This is a genomic window from Pseudomonas fluvialis, from assembly GCF_002835605.1.
Taxonomy (GTDB): domain Bacteria; phylum Pseudomonadota; class Gammaproteobacteria; order Pseudomonadales; family Pseudomonadaceae; genus Aquipseudomonas; species Aquipseudomonas fluvialis.
Window position 1 is genome coordinate 12,520 of sequence record NZ_PIYS01000009.1, and the last position, 16,241, is coordinate 28,760.

Genomic DNA, 16,241 nt, shown 5'->3' on the forward strand with positions numbered 1-16,241 from the left:
GTGGCCTAGGACACCGCCCTTTCACGGCGGTAACAGGGGTTCGAGTCCCCTAGGGGACGCCATATTCCAGCCGCAGTGCCCAGGCACTGCAGCCGACCGCAAGGTTTCGGGGCTATAGCTCAGCTGGGAGAGCGCTTGCATGGCATGCAAGAGGTCGACGGTTCGATCCCGTCTAGCTCCACCAAACACTCAACAGGCCAGCCGCGTGCTGGCCTTGTTGTTCGAAGGTTTAGTCCCCTTCGTCTAGTGGCCTAGGACACCGCCCTTTCACGGCGGTAACAGGGGTTCGAGTCCCCTAGGGGACGCCATTTCAATTTCCCGGTCTGCGGGGTCAAAGGGTCAGTTCGCAAGAGCTGACCCTTTTGTTTTATCTCTGCCAATACGCTGCGCCGACCTCTTTTGGTGCTCTGCCGGGCGCTCTGCGACAGTCTGTCGCGGCCTGTTGTGCACAATCGGTGCAGTCACCCCGGCGAGGGTTAGCAGGCCGTCAGAAATTTTTCCTAAGTCGTTGATTTTTCGTGCTTGCATTTGTAAGTATCTGAAAAATAAGGATATTTATTTTTGATCAAAAAATGATCAAGCTGTCTGAAAGCCTTGTCAGACAACTCCGCCGGGCCTTTTCCAAGAGGTTTTGCACAAAGTTATCCACAGCTTCTGTGGATGGATTGTCGAGTGTTTCACCAAGCCTATTTGCTCACGAAATGCAAGGCTTTACCTGGGCGAGAAAAAGAGTAGAGTGCGCCACCTCACAGGCTGATGCAGATAGTTATGAAGCCGACTCTTGCCGCCCGGCAAAGCCGTCATCAACGGATGTCCATGCACCTGGCCATGTGGCTGCTGGACACCCCACCATTGGCGCAGACTGCACCGATCAAGCGTTTTGCCGTGCAACTGCTCAAGCCCGCTGCCAAGCAAGGCGTGGTGGCTGCGCAAAGCCGTCTTGGCTGTCTGCTCTGCCACGAGGCTGCTGATCTACGCGATCGTCGCGTGGGCCAGGAAATGCTTCGCCTGGCGGCACGTGCCGGCGATCACGGTGCCCGTGAAGCCCTTGAATGTCTGACCGCGCAATTGCGCCTACCTTCGCTGCGTAGTTCTCGCCAGGGTTAACCGCTGGCCTGGTCGGTATACTGCCGGCCAATCCTGCCGTGGAGCCTTTGTGATGCCTGCCGATCTGCCAACCTTGCCGCTGTTGCTGAGCGTATTGCTGGTGGCCTTGCCGTTGCTCGGCCTGCTGTGGCGTCAGCAGCGTCGTCTGGATGCGCTACGCCTGTTGCAGAGCCATCAGCGTGAACTGCTGCAGCAGGCCCAGCAGCGTGTGCAGACGCTGGATGCACAGGTGCAGGAAGCCGTCCAGCACAAGGAACAATGGCAACAACTGCATGCCCGTCAGCAGGCCCAGCTGGCTGCCTTGCAGCGCGAACGTGAGCTGCTGCAGGCCCAGCAACAACAAGCGCGTGCTGATGCTCAGGCCTGGCAGGCCGAGCGTCAGCAGCAGGTCAGCGAGTTACGCCGCCTGGACGCCCAGCGCAGCGCGCTGGCTGCCGAGTTGCGCGAGCAGCAGGAGCATCAGCAGCAGCGCCTGAATGACCTGCAAGGCGCGCGTGACAGCCTGCGTGCACAGTTTGCCGAGCTGGCAGGGCAGATCTTCGAGGAGCGTGAGCAGCGTTTCGCCGAGCACAGTCAGCAGCGCCTCGGGCAGTTGCTGGAGCCACTCAAGGAACGCATCCAGGCCTTCGAGAAGCGGGTCGAGGAGAGCTACCAGCAGGAGGCGCGCGAGCGTTTTTCGCTGGGCCATGAGCTGCAGCGCCTGCAACAGCTCAACCAGCGCCTGGGTGACGAGGCGACGCGTCTCAGTCGTGCCCTGCAGGGACAGAAACAGCAGGGCAACTGGGGCGAGCTGGTGCTGGAGCGGGTACTCGAGCATGCCGGCCTGCACAAGGGTCGCGAATACGAAACCCAGGTCAGTCTCAAGGGAGCCGATGGCCAGCGTTTGCAGCCCGATGTGCTGATTCGCCTGCCCGGCGAGCGGCAGATCATTGTCGATGCCAAGGTCAGCTTGCAGGCTTACCAGCAGGCGGTTGCCGCGCCGGACGAGACGGCGCGCCAGGCGGCGCTGCGTCAGCATGTACAGTCATTGCGCGGGCACCTGAAGAATCTTGCCAGCAAGGATTACAGCCGTCTGGAGGGCCTGCACAGCCTGGACTTCGTACTGCTCTTCGTGCCGCTTGAGGCTGCCTTTGCCGCCGCACTGGAGCAGGATGGGGGGCTTTTCCAGGAGGCTTTCGAGCAGCGAATCGTCATCGTCAGTCCGACTACGCTGCTGGCTACTCTGCGGGTGATCGACAGCCTGTGGCGCCAGGAACGTCAGGGGCAGAATGCCCGGGAGATCGCCGAGCGCGCCGGTTGGCTGTATGACAAGTTCACCCTGTTTGTTGCTGACCTGGATGAGATCGGCACGCGCCTGCAGCAGTTGGACAAGGCCTATGCCGGGGCGCGCAACAAGCTGGTGGACGGACGCGGCAACCTGGTGCGACGTGCCGAGCAGTTGCGCGAGCTGGGCGCACGCACCAGTAAGCAGTTACCGGCCGAGCTGCTCAGCGAGGCCGGTGAAAGCCTGCGCCTGGACGACCCGCGGGGTTGAGCGTGGGTCAGTCACGCTGCCGCAGGTGATGGCTGATCAGCGCCCGCAGGGCAGCCGGCTTGACCGGCTTGGCAAGGTAGTCAAGGCCGGCGGCATGCACGCTGTTGATCAGTTCCTGGCGCCCGTCGGCGCTGATCACCACGCCAGGCAGGGGGCTGCCCAGGCGGCCGCGTAGCCAGGCCATCAGTTCGCAGCCGGTTTCTCCCTCATCGAGGTGGTAGTCGACCAGCGCCAGCTGTGGGCGAATGCCCTCGTCGAGCAGGTGTTCACACTCCAGACGGTTGCGCGCTGTCCATACCTGGCAACCCCAGCGCGACAGCAGGCTGTGCATGCCGGCGAGAATGCTGTCTTCGTTGTCCACGCACAATACCGGCGCGCCGGCCAGTTGCTGGCCGCTGGTGTGCTGGCTGGGGGGCGGGCTATGCGTGACGGTCTGCTGGCTGGCCAGGGGCACGCTAACGCTGAACACGCTGCCCTTGCCAGGCCAGGAGCGCACTTGCAGACGATGGCCGAGGACCCGGCACAGTCCGTCGGCGATGGCCAGGCCGAGGCCCAGGCCCTTTTCTGCGCGGGTCTGGTGACTGTCCAGGCGCTTGAATTCCTCGAAGATTTCCTTCTGCTTGTCGGCGGCGATGCCCGGGCCGCGGTCCCAGACTTCCAGGCGCAGTTGCCTGCCTTCGCGGCGCACACCGAGCAGCACCTGGCCCTTGGCATAACGGAAGGCGTTGGTCAGGAAGTTCTGCAGGATGCGCCGCAGCAGCTTGGGATCGCTGTTGATGCTGTGCCGGCTGCCGCGCACGCGGAAATCCACGCCCTGTCCTTGGGCCAGGGCGCGGAACTCGGCGCCCAGTGCATCGAACAGTTGGGCGAGGGGGATATTCTGCCGGTCACAGGTGATGCGGCCGTTTTCCAGGCGAGAGATATCCAGCAGGTCGGTGATCAGGTCCTCGGCCGAATGCAGTGCACTGTCCAGATGCTGTACCAGCGTTTCGGCTTCGCGGGGCAGGCCTTGCTGGTGGGCGAGGGCGGCGGAAAACAGCCGCGCGGCATTCAGCGGCTGCATGAGATCGTGGCTGACCGCAGCGAGAAAACGACTCTTCGACTGATTGGCCGCCTCGGCATGCGCCTTGGCTTCGGACAGTGCCAGATTGAGCTGGGAGAGTTCCTGGGTGCGTTCGCTGACCCGCTGTTCCAGTCCTTCGTTGGCGGCCTTGAGGGCTCGCTCGGCTTCGCGGAACTCGGTGATGTCGGTGAAGCTCATGACGAAACCGCCGCCTGGCATCGGGTTGCCGATCAGTTCGATGACCCGGCCGCTGGGGAACAGACGCTCGGACGTGTGCGCGGTGCCCTGGCGCATCCAGTGCAGACGCTTGTTCACATGCTCCTCGATGTCGCCGTTGCCGAGCAGGCCGCGTTGCGCATTGAAGCGAATGATGTCGGCAATCGGCCGGCCGATGTACACCAGTCCCTCGGGGTACTCGAAGATCTCGATGTAGCGGCGGTTCCAGGCGACCAGGCGTAACGACTGGTCGACCACGCTGATGCCCTGGCTGATGTTCTCGATGGCCCCCTGCAGCAGGGCGCGGTTGAACTGCAGGACTTCGCTGGCTTCGCCGACGATGCGTACGACGTCCTCGACCTGCATCTCGCGGCCTTCGATGGCTGCCTTGACCACCACCCGCGCCGAGGAGGCCCCGAGCACACCCGCGAGCAGGCGTTCGGTATGGGCAATCCAGTCGCTGTTGGCGTTATGCCCTGGGTTGAATGCACTGCCCTGGCGCATGGCGAAGCGCTGGAAGCTCTGCTGGGCGCGTTCGCTGCCGACAAAGCGCTCGGCCAGGCTGAGCAGATCTGCCAGGCGCACCGCCAGCAGCGAGCGGTTGCTGCCTACCGAGCTGTCCTGGCCGACAAAACGCCCGGCCTGCCAGTGTTCGGCAACCCGGGTGCGCGACATCAGCGAGACCACGGCAAATACCAGCCAGTTGCCAGCCAGCGACAGCACCACGCCCAGGGTCAGGGGATCGACGGGCAGCCCCAGTGGCTGGTTGGCCAGCCACTCCAGGCCGGGGAAGCGCTGCAAGGGCCAGCCCAGTCCGCCGGCCACCAGGGGCAGCACCAGGGTGTAGAACCACAGTGCGGCGCCGGTCAGCAGCCCGGCCAGCACGCCTTGGCGATTGGCCTGTTTCCAGTACAGCGCCCCGAGCATGGCCGGTGCCAGCTGGGTGATGGCGGCGAAGGCTACCTGGCCAATGGTGGCCAGGCTGGCGCTGGAACCGAACAACCGGTAGCAGACATAGGCCAGCAGCAGGATGACCAGAATGCTGACCCGGCGAACCGTCAGCAGCCAGTGGCGGAACAGCTCGAAGGGGCGGTCGCTGCGCTGGCGCCGCAACAGGGCCGGCAGCACGATGTCGTTGCTGAGCATGGTCGACAGCGCCACGCAGGCAACGATCACCATGCCGGTAGCTGCCGAGGCACCACCGATGAAGGCCAGCAGGGCCAGCTCGGGGCGCGCCTCGGCCAGCGGCAGGCTGATCACGAAGGAGTCGGCGCTGATCCCCGGTGGCAGGCTGAGTTGCCCGGCCAGGGCTATCGGTACGACGAACAGCGCCGCCAGCACCAGGTACAGCGGAAACACCCAGCGTGCCAGACGCAGGTCGCGTGGTTCGGTGTTCTCTACCACGGTGACATGGAACTGGCGGGGCAAGCAGATGATCGCCAGCAGGGCGATGCCGGTCTGCACCAGCATCGACGGCCAGTCCAGGGTGTCTGCCCAGAACGCCTGCATGTGGCTGGCCTTGCGGGCCTGGTCGAGCAGCGGCTGGAAGCCGTCGAACATCCCCCAGGTGACGAATACGCCAACGGCCAGGAAGGCGAGCAGTTTGACCAATGACTCGAAGGCAACCGCCAACACCATGCCGCGATGGTGTTCGGTGACATCCAGGTTGCGCGTACCGAACAGGATGGCGAATAGCGCCAGTACCAGCGACACCACCAGCGCGGTGTCCTGGGCGCGTACGCCGCTGGATTCGGCGCTGGCCCCGGTCAGCAGGTTGACGCCCAGCACAATGCCCTTGAGCTGCAAGGCAATGTAGGGCAGTACGCCGACCAGGCAGACCAGCGTGACCAGCACCGCCAGGCCTTGCGACTTGCCATAGCGGGCGGCGATGAAGTCGGCAATCGAGGTGATGTTTTCCTGTTTGCTGATGCGCACCATCTTCTGCAGCACCCAGGGTGCCAGGAGCATCAGCAGCACCGGGCCGAGGTAGATGGGGACAAATGACCAGAGACGCTCGCTGGCCTGGCCGACCGCGCCGAAGAATGTCCAGCTGGTGCAGTACACCGCCAGCGACAGGCTGTACACCCAGGCACGCAGGCGCGGCGACAAGGGCGCGGCGCGGCGGTCGCCATAGAAGGCAATGGCGAACAGCAGCGCCATGTACGACAGAAAGACGGCGGCGATCAGACCGGGGGAAAGAATCATGCGGGCTCCGCTACAGGCTGCAGGCGCTGTGCAGTGTGGCAGCAAAGCACTGCGGCGTCAGGAGGCTTGCGACCAAGGTCGCCTGGTGGCGACTACCCGGTCGCGGAAAAACCTGGGCTGTTGGTCAAGACAGGCGGCCGGCAATCGGCTACCTTCGGCGACCTGTGAGGAGAACACCGTGCGTCGTGAAGAGTTTCTGCAGGGTGCCCGTGACATGCTGCCGCTGTTGCTGGGAACCGCACCCTTCGGGGTGATCTTTGGTGGCCTGGCGATTGCCGCCGGGCTGAGCCCCTGGCAAACCCTGGGTATGTCGCTGCTGGTCTTTGCCGGTAGCGCGCAGTTCATTGCGGTCAGCCTGATTGGCGCCGGGGCTGGCCTGGCCGTGGTGCTGCTGACCACCCTGGTGGTCAACCTGCGGCACGCCCTGTACAGCGCCAGTTTGCAGCCCTTCGTGCGCCACCTGCCGGGCCGCTGGCGCCTGGCGCTGGCCTTCTGGTTGACCGACGAGGCGTTTGCCGTGGTCCAGCAGCGTTATGCGCGGGCCGATACCTCGCCGTGCAAGCACTGGTATTTCCTCGGCGCGGCGCTGGCCATGTATGGCAACTGGCAGTTGTGTACCGCGCTGGGCATCGTGTTCGGCCAGACCCTGCCCAACCTGGCTGCCTGGGGGCTGGATTTCGCCATGCTGGCGACCTTTATCGGCATCGTCGTGCCCATGCTGCGTAACACGCCGCAGGTTGCCGCGGCACTGGTGGCCGGGGCGCTGGCGCTGGCCTGCCACAGCCTGCCCTATCAGCTGGGACTGCTGGTGGCGGCGGCCGGTGGCATTCTCAGCGGTTTGTGCCTGGAGCGCCTGGCCGCGAGCGGGGAGGCGAAGGCATGAACACCTGGCTGCTGATCCTTGGCATGTTGCTGATTACCTTCACCACTCGCTATAGCCTGTTCGCCTGGCCGCACCTGCAGTTTCCTGAGGGCCTGCGCCGTGCTCTGCACTATGTGCCGATCGCCGTGCTCAGCGCCATCGTGGTGCCGGGCATGCTGCTGCCCGATGGCCAGCACTGGGCGCTGCGTGCCGACAACGCCTACCTGCTGGCCGGCCTGGCGAGCATTCTGGTCGCCGCAGTGACCCGCCACCTGCTGGCCACCATCGCCAGCGGTCTGTTGCTGTTCTTCGTGCTGCGCTGGGCATTCGGCCAGTTGCCGGTATAGCGGGTGGGGCGGAGGGCTGTGGCCGAGTGCCACTTTTGCGTAGGTGCCTGTGGCGCAGAGCAGGTGGTTTGCGTTCCAATGCACAGGTTCAACTCACCCAGGGACATGGTCGATGAGTCATCCTTCGCAATTCAGCCTGCTGCGTAGCCGGCGTTTTCTGCCGTTCTTTCTTACCCAGTTGCTCGGTGCCTTCAACGACAACATTTTCAAGCAGGCGCTGATCCTCGGCATTCTCTTCAAGCTCAATGCACAGGCTGACCAGGCGCTGCTGATCAACCTCTGTGCGCTGCTGTTCATCCTGCCGTTCTTTCTGTTCTCGGCACTGGGCGGGCAGTTTGGCGAGAAGTTCGCCAAGGATGCGTTGATCCGCGCCATCAAGTTGGGCGAGGTGCTGATCATGCTGGCCGGTGCCGTGGGGGTACTGCTTGGCAACCTGCCGCTGATGCTGCTGGTGCTGTTCCTGATGGGTAGCCAGTCGGCACTGTTCGGCCCGGTGAAATACTCAATCCTGCCCCAGGCATTGCGCGAGGACGAGCTGGTGGGCGGCAATGCGCTGGTGGAAACCGGCACCTTCCTGGCGATTCTTGGTGGCACCATTGGCGCTGGCCTGCTCATGGCCAGCAGCGACTATGCCGCGCTGGTGGCGGGCAGTGTGGTGGGGGTGGCGGTGCTCGGCTACCTGGCCAGCCGCTTCATTCCCTTTGCCCATGCCTCGCTGCCGCAGCTGGCACTGGACTGGAATATCCTCCGCCAGTCTTGGCAGATCATGCGCATGGGGCTGGGGCAGCGTCCGGCGGTGTCACGTTCGCTGATCGGCAATTCCTGGTTCTGGTTCCTCGGGGCGGTGTATCTCACGCAGATTCCGGCCTTTGCCAAGGACTGGCTGCATGGCGATGAAAGTGTGGTGACGCTGATCCTTACCCTGTTCTCGCTGGGCATCGGCCTCGGCTCGATGCTTTGCGAGCGGCTGTCGGGCGGCAAGGTGGAGATCGGTCTGGTGCCGTTCGGTTCGATCGGCCTGAGCCTGTTCGGCATTCTGCTGTGGGCCGGCTCCGGGCAGCTGGCCCCGGCGGACAGCGCCTATGACTGGCTGAGCCTGCTGGCCCAGCCGGGTAGCCTGACGTTGCTGGGCTGCGTGGTGGGCCTCGGGCTGTTTGGCGGCTTCTATATCGTGCCGCTGTATGCGCTGATCCAGTCGCGTACCGCCGAGCAGGAGCGTGCTCGCGTGGTGGCCGCCAACAACATCCTCAATGCCTTGTTCATGGTGGCCTCGGCGCTGCTGTCGATCCTCTTTCTCAGCGTGGCGGGTCTCTCGGTGCCCGAGCTGTTCCTCGTCGTGTCGCTGATGAACGTGGCAGTGAACTGCTACATCTTCAAGATCGTCCCGGAATTCAGCATGCGCTTCCTGGTGTGGCTGCTCGGCCACTCCATGTACCGCGTCGAGGCGCGTGGCCTGCAGGTGATCCCCGACGAAGGCGCCGCCGTGGTGGTGTGCAACCACGTGTCGTTTGTCGATGCCCTACTGCTGGCCGGCGCGGTGCGCCGGCCCATGCGCTTCGTCATGTACTACAAGATCTACAACCTGCCGGTGCTCAATTTCATCTTCCGCACGGCCGGCGCGGTGCCGATTGCCGCCCGGCACGAGGACGAGCGGATTTATGCGCAGGCCTTCGAGCGGATCAGCCAGTACCTGCAGTGTGGTGAGCTGGTGTGCATCTTCCCGGAAGGCAAGCTGACCAGCGATGGCCAGATCAACACCTTCAGGGGCGGAATCGAGCGCATCCTCGAGGAAAATCCGGTGCCGGTCATTCCCCTGGCGCTGCAGGGGTTGTGGGGCAGTTTCTTCAGCCGGGCCCCGCAGCGCGGGTTGTTCCGCCGCCTGTGGTCACGCATCGGGCTGGTCGCCGGGCAGCCGCTGCCGGCCAGTGAAGCCAGTTGCGCCCGTCTGCAGGCCGAAGTGCAGGCCTTGCGGGGCGAGCGGGCCTGAGCGGCCGCGCTCTGCTACTGGCGCACCCAGCGCTGGCGACTCCAGCTGCTGAGGGCATCCACCGCCAGCACCAGTGCCAGCATGGCGAGGATTACCGTGCTGGCTTGCGCCTCCTGGAACAGGCTGAGGCTGACATAGAGCATCTGCCCCAGGCCGCCTGCGCCGACGAAGCCGAGCACGCTGGCCATGCGGATGTTGTTTTCCCAGCGATACAGGGTGTAGGCCAGCAACTGCGGCCAGAGATTGGGCAGGGTGCCATAGCAGAACGCCGCCAGCTGACCGCCGCCTTGCAGGCGAATCGCCTCGGCGGGTGCCGCCGGGGTATTTTCCAGTGCTTCGGCAAACAGCCGGCCGAGCACGCCGGCCGTGTGCAGGGCCAGCGCCAGGGTGCCGGCGTTCGGCCCCAGGCCGGCGGCCAGTACCATCAGCGCGGCCCAGACCAGTTCGGGAATCGCTCGCAGGGCATTGAGCAGCAGGCGCGCCAGGGCCTCGGCCAGGCCACCGCAGCGCCCGGCGGCTGGCAGCGCGAGGAGCAGGCCGAGCAGCGCCGCCAGCAGGGTGCCGAGTGCCGACATGGCCAGGGTTTCCAGGGTGCCGCGGGCAATTGCCTGCAGGTGCGTGCTGCTCAGGTCCGGTTGCAGGAAACGTAGTGCATAGCGGGACATCTGGGTCAGGCTTTGCTCGCTGAACAGACTGCCCAGTTGCAGGCCCAGGTAGGCAAACGACGCCCAGATGCCCAGGCCCAGGGCCACTAGCAGGGCCAGGTTGCCCAGGCGCTTCATGCCAGCCTCCCACGCAACAGGCGGCTCAACGCATCGGCCAGCAAGACCAGCAGCAGGAAGGTGAGCAGCATGCTGGCCACTTCGCCGCCGGCGAACATGCGCATCGACAGGTCAAGCTGCTGGCCCAGGCCGCCGGCACCGACGAAGCCCATTACCACCGAAGCGCGGATGGCGCATTCCCAGCGGTACAGGGTGTAGGAGGTCAGCTCCGCGGCGGCATTGGGCAGGATGCCGTAGGCAAAGGCGCTCAGACGGCCGCTGCCGGCCTGCAGCAGGGCATGCATGGGGCGCTGCTCGACCGACTCGAAGATTTCCGCATAGACCTTGCCGAGCATGCCGGCATAGGTAATGGCGATGGCCAGTACGCCGGCGGTCGGCCCCAGGCCCACGGCGCGCACGAACAGCAGCGCCCAGACGATTTCCGGCACGCTGCGCAGAAAGATCAGCAGCCCGCGTACCGGCCAGCGCACGGCTTGGCCAAGCCAGCTGGGCTGCCCGCCACGACTGGCGGCAGACAGCGACAGCGCGCGACTGGCCAGCAGCGCCGCCGGAATGGCCAGGAGCAGCGCCAGGGCCATGCCGGCGGTGGCGATGGCCAGGGTCTGCAGGGTGGCCTGGGCGAGCAGTTGCAGGAACTCGCCCTGATGCGCAGGCGGCCAGAAGGCGGCGACGAAACGGCCCATTTCGTTCTGGCTGTCGGCGGCCAGCAGCACGCCGAGATCCAGCTCGCTGAGCTGCACACCGGGCCACAGCAGGGCAATCGCCAGCACACTGAGGAGCAGGCGCGGCATGGCCGCCGGATCACGCGGGTGCGGGCTCAGCATCGTGGAATCTGCAGACTCGGCGCCGGGCTGGGCGGGGTTGGGGTGAGCAGTTGCTGGTTGGCGTACAGGGCGTCGAGGCGCGGCTGGTCGACTTCCGCAGCGGGGCAGTCGAAGGCAATCCGCCCCTCACGCACGCCGATGATCCGCGGGAAATGCGCCAGGGCCAGCTCCACCGCATGCAGGCTGGCGACCAGGGTGATGCCCTCGCGTTGTGCATGTTGGCAGAGCACGCTCAGGGTGTGCCCGGCCAAGACCGGGTCCATGGCCGACACCGGCTCGTCGGCCAGCAGCAGTTGTGGCGCCTGGTACAGCACGCGGGCAATGCCCACCCGCTGCAGTTGTCCGCCGGACAGTTGCTGGCACTGGGCAAACAGCTTGTCGGCCAGGTCCAGGCGTGCGAGAGCGGCGCGGGCACCGGGAATATCCAGTGGGTAGAGCAGGCTGACCAGGCTGCGCAGCAGGCCCCACTGGCCGAGCTTGCCGGCCAGTACGGCGGTCACCACGCGTTGGCGCGCTGGCAGGGGCGGCGCCTGATGGATCAGGCCGATCTGGGTACGCAGTTGCTGGCGCTGGCGGGCAGACAGGCGCCAGGGCGCCCTGCCAAGCACCTCGACCTGGCCTGCGCTGGGCGGCAGCGCGGTGGCCAGCAGGTTGAGCAGGCTCGACTTGCCGGCCCCGGAAGGACCAATGATGGCAACGCGTTCACCGCGCGCAATAGTCAGGTCCACGCCGCGCAGGGCGTGGACGCTGTGGCTGTGCTGCAGGTGCGCGCCGCTCAGGCGCAGGCTCATTTCAGCAGGTCGGCGGCGCGCGCGGCTTCTTCGATGCCCTGGTAGTTTTCCGGGGCGGTTTCGATGAAGCGGCTGGCTGCCTGCAGGTCGAGGATCGCCTTGTGTTCGGCAATCGCCGGATCGAGTGCCAGGAAGGCGGCCTTGATCTTCGCGGTCAGCGCCGGGTCGAGGGTGCCACGCACGGTCCAGTTGTAATCGAAGTAGGTCGGGGTAGTGGCAAAGACCCGTACCTTGTTGCTGTCGATGGTGCCGTTGGCGACCAGCTTGTCCCACACGCTGGCATTGAGCACCCCACCATCCACCTTGCCGGCCTGCACCCAGGCGGCGGTGGCGTCGTGTGCACCGGAATAGCCGACGCGGCTGAAATGGCTTTCCGGCTTGATGCCGTCCTGCAGCATGAAATAACGCGGCATCAGGCTGCCGGAGGTCGAGGACACCGAGCCGAAGGCAAAGCTCTTGCCCTTGAGGTCGGCCAGCGACTGCACGTCCGGGTTGGCGGTGATGAACTTGCTGGTGAAGCGGGCATCCTCGGCACGCTGTACCAGCGGCCGGGCGTTGCCGGTCTTCAGGCGCGCCTGGACGAAGGTAAAGCCACCCAGCCAGGCCAGGTCGATGCGGTCGCTGGCCAGTGCTTCGACCACCGCAGGGTAGTCGGCGACCGGAGTGAACTCGACAGGCATGCCCAGTTGCTGTTCCAGATAGGCCCCCAGCGGCTGGAACTTGCGCAGCAGTTCGGTGGGTGCTTCATCAGGGATGGCGCTGACTTTCAATACATCGGCGGCCTGGGCGAGGGTGGCGGACAGGGACAGCGCCATGGCACTGGCTAACGCGAGCGTGCGCTTGAGCATGGAAAGTTCTCCGGTTCAATAGCGGAAAAAATTCAAAAGGTCACGGTCGCATGGGCCATAACCTTTTGTTCGGTAGGGTAAAGAGCGCCGACATTATACGAGGGCTGTGCGCGGGCTGATAGCTGATCGACAGCAGGCGCCGGGCCTTGGCTTGTAGTATGTGCGGCTGCGCGACGCATCAGGAGGTAGGGCAATGGAGGCTAGGTGTCGTTGGCTGGCGATTGGCTGGCTGAGCCTGTGGCTGATCGGGCCGGCGGCGGCCGGTGAGGCGCAGCGCTGCAGTCAGGCGTTGCTGGATGCGCTGGCCAAGCAGTTGGGGCAGTCCGGCTGGCGCGTGCCTGACGCCAGCACACCCTACTTGGCTCCCTTGCAGGCCGCGGCCTGCAAGCCCTGGCCTGATGATCCCCAGCTGGCTGTAGTGGCACTGGCCTATCAAGACAGCGAGGCACTGCTGCCCGACGCTGGGCGCAACCTGCAGCTGCTGGTGGGGCGGGTGGCGATGCCCGAGGGGCGCTTGCGAGAGCGCTACGACAGCCCGCTTGGCGAAGATGTGCTGCTGGAGATCGGTCCGGACAGCCTGTGGCTGGATACCGCTCGCTATCACCTGGCTCCGGGCGTGCGGGCTTTCGGTCTGCTGCTGAACAGTGTGGCGCGTGGCCCGAGTTGCCCGGAGGGCGGTTTCAACGACCTGTTGACGCTGCTGGTGCCTGAAGGTGCGCGGTTGCGCCCGGTGTTTGCCAGCCATTTGCGCCTGTGGACCACTGTGCAGGGTACGGCCTGCGTGCAGGAGAGCGACTTTGCCATGGAGCAGGCCCGCCTCACGCTGAGCGTCGGGCCGTTGCGCGCCGCCGGCTATGCCGATCTGCAGCTCACCGCCAGCGTCCAGTCCGGGCCGCAGGAGCCGCTGCTGCGCCGGGTCACTCAGCGGCTGCGCTATGACGGGCAACGCTACCCTGTCGAGGAGGTGAGCACCTTCTGGTGGCGTGACAATCAGCCGGCACCTGGCGATACGCCTGTGCGGTGAGTGCCGGCAAAAGTCAGGGCGGCTCAGGGATTCAGGAAAGCGCAGGCAGCTTTGCTAGAATCGCTGCCTGTTTTTTGCCGATTGCCGAGAGCCTGCGATGAGCGAACCGATCCGCCTGACCCAGTACAGCCATGGTGCCGGCTGCGGCTGCAAGATTTCCCCCAAGGTGCTGGAGGTGATCCTCGCCGGCAGTGGCGCACAGAACCTCGACCCGAAGCTGTGGGTCGGCAACGCCTCGCGTGACGACGCGGCGGTCTACGCGCTGGACGAGGAGCGCGGGGTGGTGTCGACCACCGACTTCTTCATGCCGATCGTCGATGACCCCTATGACTTCGGGCGGATTGCCGCGACCAACGCGATCAGCGACATCTACGCCATGGGCGGTGACCCGCTGATGGCCATCGCCATCCTCGGCTGGCCGGTCAATGTGCTGCCGGCGGAAGTGGCCCGCGAGGTGATCCGCGGCGGCCGCGCCGTGTGCGACGCCGCCGGCATCCCGCTGGCCGGCGGCCACTCGATCGACGCGCCGGAGCCGATTTTCGGCCTGGCGGTGACCGGTGTGGTCGAGAAGAAGCACATGAAGCGCAACGACACCGCCACGGCGGGCTGCAAGCTGTATCTCTCCAAACCGCTGGGCATCGGCATCCTCACCACCGCCGAGAAGAAGGCCAAGTTGCGCGAGCAGGACGTCGGTCTGGCACGCGACTGGATGTGCACCCTGAACAAGCCGGGCGCGCGCTTCGGCAAGCTGGCTGGCGTGCAGGCGATGACCGACGTCACCGGCTTCGGTCTGCTCGGCCATCTGGTGGAGATGGCCGACGGTGCCAACCTCACAGCCCAGCTGGACTACGCCGCCGTGCCGCGCCTGCCGGGGGTCGATTACTACCTGGCCGAGGGCTGCGTACCCGGCGGTACCCTGCGCAACTTCGACAGCTACGGCGAGAAGATCGCGCCGATCAGCGAGGAACAGCGCAACCTGCTGTGCGACCCGCAGACCAGCGGCGGCCTGCTGATGGCCGTGGCGCCCGAGGGCGATGCCGAGTTCCTCGCCGTGGCCGCCGAATTGGGCCTGAGCCTGGCGCCCATCGGTCAGCTGGTGGCACGACAGCGTTACGCGGTAGAGGTGCTGTGATGCGCGACAACACGGCCGACTACCGCGAGATTTTCCTCAATGACCTGCCGATGATGGACATGCGCGCCCCGGTGGAATTCACCAAGGGCGCCTTCCCCAACGCCATCAGCCTGCCGCTGATGACCGACATCGAACGACAGAAGGTCGGTACTTGCTACAAGCAGAAGGGCCAGCAGGCGGCCATCGAGCTGGGCCACCAGCTGGTCTCCGGCAAGGTCAAGGCCGCGCGGGTCGCGGCCTGGGCGGCCTTCGCCAGGGCCAATCCGAACGGCTACCTGTACTGCTTCCGTGGCGGCCTGCGCTCGCAGATCGTCCAGCAGTGGCTGAAGGACGCCGGCATCGACTACCCGCGGGTGATCGGTGGCTACAAGGCCATGCGTACTTTCCTGATCGAGACCCTCGACAGCGCCGTGGCCGAGTGCGATTTCGTCATCGTCGGCGGCATGACCGGCACCGGCAAGACCGAGGTGATCGCCGCCCTCGACAACAGCATCGACTTGGAGGGCCATGCCAATCACCGTGGCTCCAGCTTCGGCAAGCGCGCCACCGGCCAGCCGGCGCAGATCGATTTCGAGAACCGCCTGGCCATCGACCTGCTCAAGCGCCGCGCGCGCGGCCAGCAGCAGTTCGTGCTGGAAGACGAGAGCCGGCTGATTGGCACCTGCTCGCTGCCGCTATCGCTGCACCAGGGCATGCAGGACTACCCGCTGGTGTGGCTGGAAGATAGCGTCGCCGATCGCGTCGAACGCATTCTGCGCGACTACGTGATCGACCTGGCCGCCGAGTTCCTCGCCGTGCATGGCGAGGAGCAGGGTTTTGCCCTGTTCGCCGCGCGCCTGCTGCAGAGCATGGACAATATCCAGAAACGCCTGGGCGGCGAGCGTCATGCACGGCTGCGGGCCATCCTGGCGCAGGCGCTCGACGAGCAGGCGCGCAGCGGCGCAGTGGCGCTGCACCGCGCCTGGATCGAGGCGTTGCTCAACGAGTACTACGACCCGATGTACGTCTATCAGCGCGAGAGCAAGGCCGCGCGCATCGAATTCGCCGGCGAGCAGGCGGCGGTCATTGAGTATCTGCGTCAGCGCCTGACGCGCTGACGCCCTTAGTACAGGAGCATCACCATGCGTTTGTTGCACACCATGTTGCGGGTTGGCGATCTGGACAGGTCCATCGCCTTCTATACCGAAGTACTGGGCATGACCCTGCTGCGTCGCAAGGACTACCCAGAGGGGCAGTTCACCCTGGCTTTTGTGGGGTATGGCGACGAGGCGCACAACAGCGTCATCGAGCTGACCCATAACTGGGGCGTCAGTGGCTATGAGCTGGGCAATGGCTATGGGCACATCGCCCTGGAAGTGGATGATGTCTACAAGGCCTGTGAAGACATCCGGGCGCGCGGTGGCAAGATTACCCGCGAGCCAGGGCCGATGAAGCATGGCAACAGCATCCTGGCCTTTGTCGAAGATCCGGACGGCTACAAGATCGAGCTGTTGTCCGCACAGCGCGGCGACTGAACGCC

Annotated in this window: 14 protein-coding genes and 2 tRNA genes; 11 read left to right on the plus strand and 5 right to left on the minus strand. The window is 65.3% G+C overall.

Annotated elements, in window-relative coordinates:
* Positions 1-108 precede the first annotated feature (108 nt).
* From CW360_RS06605 to CW360_RS06620, 4 genes are all read left to right on the plus strand, one after another.
* A tRNA-Ala gene (locus CW360_RS06605) sits at positions 109-184 on the plus strand.
* A 48-nt stretch (positions 185-232) separates the two neighbouring features.
* Positions 233-308, plus strand: a tRNA-Glu gene (locus CW360_RS06610).
* 508 nt (positions 309-816) lie between these two features.
* On the plus strand, positions 817-1,107 hold the full coding sequence (locus tag CW360_RS06615) for an SEL1-like repeat protein (RefSeq protein ID WP_093985846.1): 291 nt from the start codon (positions 817-819) through the stop codon (positions 1,105-1,107).
* 52 nt (positions 1,108-1,159) lie between these two features.
* Positions 1,160-2,641 (plus strand): DNA recombination protein RmuC, encoded by a 1,482-nt coding sequence (locus tag CW360_RS06620; protein WP_101193154.1) that lies wholly within the window; start codon positions 1,160-1,162, stop codon positions 2,639-2,641.
* A 7-nt stretch (positions 2,642-2,648) separates the two neighbouring features.
* On the opposite strand, the gene CW360_RS06625 is transcribed toward CW360_RS06620, so the two are convergent.
* Entirely contained in the window at positions 2,649-6,125 is a 3,477-nt protein-coding gene (locus CW360_RS06625; RefSeq protein ID WP_101193155.1) for a PAS domain-containing hybrid sensor histidine kinase/response regulator, read from the minus strand.
* Between the two features lie 214 nt (positions 6,126-6,339).
* Here CW360_RS06625 and CW360_RS06630 point away from each other — a divergent pair, with 214 nt between their 5' ends.
* The 3 genes from CW360_RS06630 (at position 6,340) to CW360_RS06640 (ending at position 9,321) form a co-directional block, all read left to right on the plus strand.
* Complete coding sequence (locus CW360_RS06630; RefSeq protein ID WP_101193186.1) at positions 6,340-7,008, plus strand: AzlC family ABC transporter permease; 669 nt, start codon at positions 6,340-6,342, stop codon at positions 7,006-7,008.
* Positions 7,005-7,334 (plus strand): AzlD domain-containing protein, encoded by a 330-nt coding sequence (locus CW360_RS06635; RefSeq protein WP_101193156.1) that lies wholly within the window; start codon positions 7,005-7,007, stop codon positions 7,332-7,334. Before CW360_RS06630 ends, CW360_RS06635 begins: the two co-directional genes overlap by 4 nt.
* Before the next feature lie 112 nt (positions 7,335-7,446).
* The gene (locus tag CW360_RS06640; RefSeq protein ID WP_101193157.1) at positions 7,447-9,321 is read left to right on the plus strand and encodes a 1-acyl-sn-glycerol-3-phosphate acyltransferase; all 1,875 of its coding nucleotides are present in this window, start codon (positions 7,447-7,449) and stop codon (positions 9,319-9,321) included.
* 14 nt (positions 9,322-9,335) lie between these two features.
* Here CW360_RS06640 and phnE read toward each other — a convergent pair whose 3' ends face one another.
* Genes phnE through CW360_RS06660 form a run of 4 tightly spaced genes read right to left on the minus strand, consistent with a single transcriptional unit; the run spans position 9,336 to position 12,566 of the window.
* The gene (phnE, locus tag CW360_RS06645) at positions 9,336-10,103 is read right to left on the minus strand and encodes a phosphonate ABC transporter, permease protein PhnE (RefSeq protein ID WP_101193158.1); all 768 of its coding nucleotides are present in this window, start codon (positions 10,101-10,103) and stop codon (positions 9,336-9,338) included.
* On the minus strand, positions 10,100-10,927 hold the full coding sequence (locus tag CW360_RS06650; RefSeq protein ID WP_101193159.1) for a PhnE/PtxC family ABC transporter permease: 828 nt from the start codon (positions 10,925-10,927) through the stop codon (positions 10,100-10,102). Before CW360_RS06650 ends, phnE begins: the two co-directional genes overlap by 4 nt.
* On the minus strand, positions 10,921-11,718 hold the full coding sequence (locus CW360_RS06655) for a phosphonate ABC transporter ATP-binding protein (protein WP_101193160.1): 798 nt from the start codon (positions 11,716-11,718) through the stop codon (positions 10,921-10,923). Before CW360_RS06655 ends, CW360_RS06650 begins: the two co-directional genes overlap by 7 nt.
* Positions 11,715-12,566 (minus strand): putative selenate ABC transporter substrate-binding protein, encoded by an 852-nt coding sequence (locus CW360_RS06660; RefSeq protein WP_101193161.1) that lies wholly within the window; start codon positions 12,564-12,566, stop codon positions 11,715-11,717. Before CW360_RS06660 ends, CW360_RS06655 begins: the two co-directional genes overlap by 4 nt.
* Positions 12,567-12,759: 193 nt before the next feature.
* On the opposite strand from CW360_RS06660, the gene CW360_RS06665 reads away from it, so the two are divergent.
* The 4 genes from CW360_RS06665 (at position 12,760) to gloA (ending at position 16,236) form a co-directional block, all read left to right on the plus strand.
* Positions 12,760-13,590, plus strand: a complete 831-nt coding sequence (locus tag CW360_RS06665; protein ID WP_101193162.1) for a PA3715 family protein — start codon at positions 12,760-12,762, stop codon at positions 13,588-13,590.
* 97 nt (positions 13,591-13,687) lie between these two features.
* Positions 13,688-14,722, plus strand: a complete 1,035-nt coding sequence (gene selD / locus CW360_RS06670; protein WP_101193163.1) for a selenide, water dikinase SelD — start codon at positions 13,688-13,690, stop codon at positions 14,720-14,722.
* On the plus strand, positions 14,722-15,819 hold the full coding sequence (gene mnmH / locus CW360_RS06675) for a tRNA 2-selenouridine(34) synthase MnmH (RefSeq protein WP_101193164.1): 1,098 nt from the start codon (positions 14,722-14,724) through the stop codon (positions 15,817-15,819). The genes selD and mnmH overlap by 1 nt, the downstream gene beginning before the upstream one ends.
* Positions 15,820-15,843: 24 nt before the next feature.
* Positions 15,844-16,236 (plus strand): lactoylglutathione lyase, encoded by a 393-nt coding sequence (gloA, locus tag CW360_RS06680; RefSeq protein WP_093985834.1) that lies wholly within the window; start codon positions 15,844-15,846, stop codon positions 16,234-16,236.
* Positions 16,237-16,241 lie beyond the last annotated feature (5 nt).